Source organism: Rhodococcus sp. EPR-157, from assembly GCF_001647195.1.
Classification (GTDB): domain Bacteria; phylum Actinomycetota; class Actinomycetes; order Mycobacteriales; family Mycobacteriaceae; genus Rhodococcoides.
The window spans coordinates 1-2,460 of the sequence record NZ_LVCV01000439.1 but is presented as its reverse complement, the minus strand read 5'-3'; the positions used below and the strand labels follow the sequence as shown (position 1 = coordinate 2,460).

The 2,460-nt window shown below is 63.3% G+C and carries 3 protein-coding genes; 2 read left to right on the top strand and 1 reads right to left on the bottom strand.

The genetic code is table 11. The annotated features are described in order from the left end of the window. Positions 1-1,108 (top strand): citrate synthase (locus A2J03_RS20450; RefSeq protein ID WP_068377692.1); only part of this gene is annotated, 1,108 nt, incomplete at its 5' end. A 72-nt stretch (positions 1,109-1,180) separates the two neighbouring features. Here A2J03_RS20450 and A2J03_RS20445 read toward each other — a convergent pair. Next, positions 1,181-1,975, bottom strand: coding sequence for a carbon-nitrogen hydrolase family protein (locus tag A2J03_RS20445; RefSeq protein ID WP_197480882.1), 795 nt, complete (start codon positions 1,973-1,975; stop codon positions 1,181-1,183). Between the two features lie 47 nt (positions 1,976-2,022). Here A2J03_RS20445 and A2J03_RS20440 point away from each other — a divergent pair. Continuing rightward, positions 2,023-2,460: GntR family transcriptional regulator (locus A2J03_RS20440; protein WP_068377688.1), on the top strand; the 438-nt coding region annotated here is incomplete at its 3' end.

Sequence of the window (2,460 nt, the reverse complement as noted above, 5' to 3'; positions counted from 1 at the left end):
CGGCGACCAGGGAATCCTTCGTTACCGCGGATACCCGATCGAACAGCTTGCCGGTAAGTCTTCGTTCATCGAGGTCAGCTACCTGCTGATCTACGGTGAGCTGCCTACCGAGGACCAGTTGGAGACGTTCACCGACAAGATCCGTCGACACACCCTGCTGCACGAGGATCTCAAGCGGTTCTTCGACGGGTTCCCGCGCAACGCGCACCCGATGCCGGTGTTGTCGAGCGCGGTCAACGCGCTGTCGGCGTACTACCAGGATTCGCTCGACCCGAACGATCCGGCGCAGGTCGAGCTGTCCACCATCCGGTTGCTGGCGAAGCTGCCGACCATCGCGGCGTACGCGTACAAGAAGTCGGTCGGTCAGCCGTTTCTGTACCCGGACAACTCGAAGAGCCTCGTCGAGAACTTCCTGCGTATGACGTTCGGCTTCCCAGCCGAGCCTTACGAGGTCGATCCCGAGATCGTCAAGGCGCTCGACATGCTGCTCATCCTGCATGCGGACCACGAGCAGAACTGCTCGACGTCGACGGTTCGTCTCGTCGGATCCTCGGACGCGAACCTCTTCACCTCGATCTCCGGCGGCATCAACGCGCTGTGGGGACCGCTTCACGGCGGCGCCAACCAGGCTGTGCTCGAGATGCTCGACAAGATCAAGGCCGAAGACGGCGATGCCACCGACTTCCTGCGTCGCGTGAAGAACAAGGAAGACGGCGTGAAGCTCATGGGCTTCGGGCACCGCGTCTACAAGAACTTCGATCCGCGCGCCACGCTGGTCAAGGAAACCGCGCACACCATCCTCGGCAAGCTGGGCAACGGTGACGAGCTGCTCGACATCGCGCTCAAGCTCGAGGAGACCGCGCTCACCGACGATTACTTCGTCGAGCGCAAGCTGTACCCGAACGTCGATTTCTACACCGGCTTGATCTACCGCGCGATGGGCTTCCCGCCGCGCATGTTCACGGTGTTGTTCGCAATGGGGCGCCTCCCGGGCTGGATCGCGCACTGGCGCGAGATGCACGAGGATCCGTCCACCAAGATCGGCCGTCCGCGCCCGATCTACACCGGTTACACCGAGCGCGACTACAAGGACGTCAGCTCGCGCTGAGAACTGGACGACAAGAGCCGCCGTACCCGACAGGGGACGGCGGCTCTTGTCATGTTCCTGGCCGCTGCCGAATCAGAACTGCCGACGGTTCTCGAGCACCGGGAGCTTCTTGCGGACAGCGTCGACGAGCCCGGTGTCGATGTCCACTGTCAGTAGCCCGGGCGTTGCGTCGAGCTCGCCGAGGACCTCGCCGGTGGGGGAGCTGACAACCGAATGCCCGACGCCCAGCGGCGCGGTACCTTCGGCTTCCGCTGGTTCCGCCTGATCACATGCCGCGACGTAGGCAGTGGAATCCAGAGCGCGCGCCCTGGCCAACAGTGACCATTGTTCGACCTTGCCCGGTCCGCTGCCCCAGGATGCGGGGACGAGGACGAGCTTGGCTCCGAGGTCGCCGAGCTTCTGGAACAGGGCGGGGAAGCGAATGTCGTAGCACGTGGCGAATCCGATTGTGACTCCGTCGATCTGGACGGTGAGGGGCTCCGAACCCGGTGCGACAGTGTCGGATTCGGCGAATCCGAAGGCGTCGAAGAGATGGATCTTGTCGTACGAGGCTTCGACTCCCGGCCCGGTGATCAGCAGCGTGTTGGCAACGCGGCCTTCGTCGGCTGGGGTGAACATGCCGGCGACGATGGTGATGCCGATCTTCTTGGCGATTTCGCGGACGGCATCCGCCCACGGGCCGTCGAGTGGTTCTGCACTCTTCCGAATGGGTCCACCGAAACAGCGCATCATCGCTTCCGGGAACACGACGATCGACGATCCGGCTTCGTGTGCGGCCTGGGCGTGCCTGTCGATGATCTTCAGGTTGTCGGACGGTTCGGTGCCGCTGGTGACCTGCGCGAGGCTGATTCGAATAGTGGTGCTCATCGGCTGATCTCCTGGTTTCGTATCGCTATGGGAGGTATACATAGCGTATGCAATCGCTATCGGGTCGGGACAAGGCGTACTCGTTCGTTCGCGATCAAGTGCTCACGTCGCCCGCTGCCACCGGCACGTTTCTCAACGAGCAAGAACTCGCCACCCGAATCGGGGTGTCTCGCACGCCGGTTCGCGAGGCTCTGCTGATGCTGCAGGCCGAGGGGCTCGTCGAAATGGTACCCAAACGGGGCGCGCACGTACCGGCGATGTCGGGCCGTCAGATCGGCGAGCTGATGGAGTTGCGAGGTGTGCTCGAGCGGCATGCTGCGAGTGCGTCGTTGAAGGCAGGTGCGCCGCCGGTCGCGCAGATGCGCGACGCGCTCGATCGACAAGAAAGCCTGGCCGATACGCGAACTGCCGAGGGGGCGAAGGAATTCATCGATCTGGACGGTCTGTTCCATCAGATCCTCGTCGATGCGGCGGGGAGCGAGCTG

Excerpts from the sequence above, each read along its gene's own strand:
- A2J03_RS20445 (WP_197480882.1), bottom strand. The coding sequence starts at position 1,975 with ATGAGCACCACTATTCGAATCAGCCTCGCGCAGGTCACCAGCGGCACC.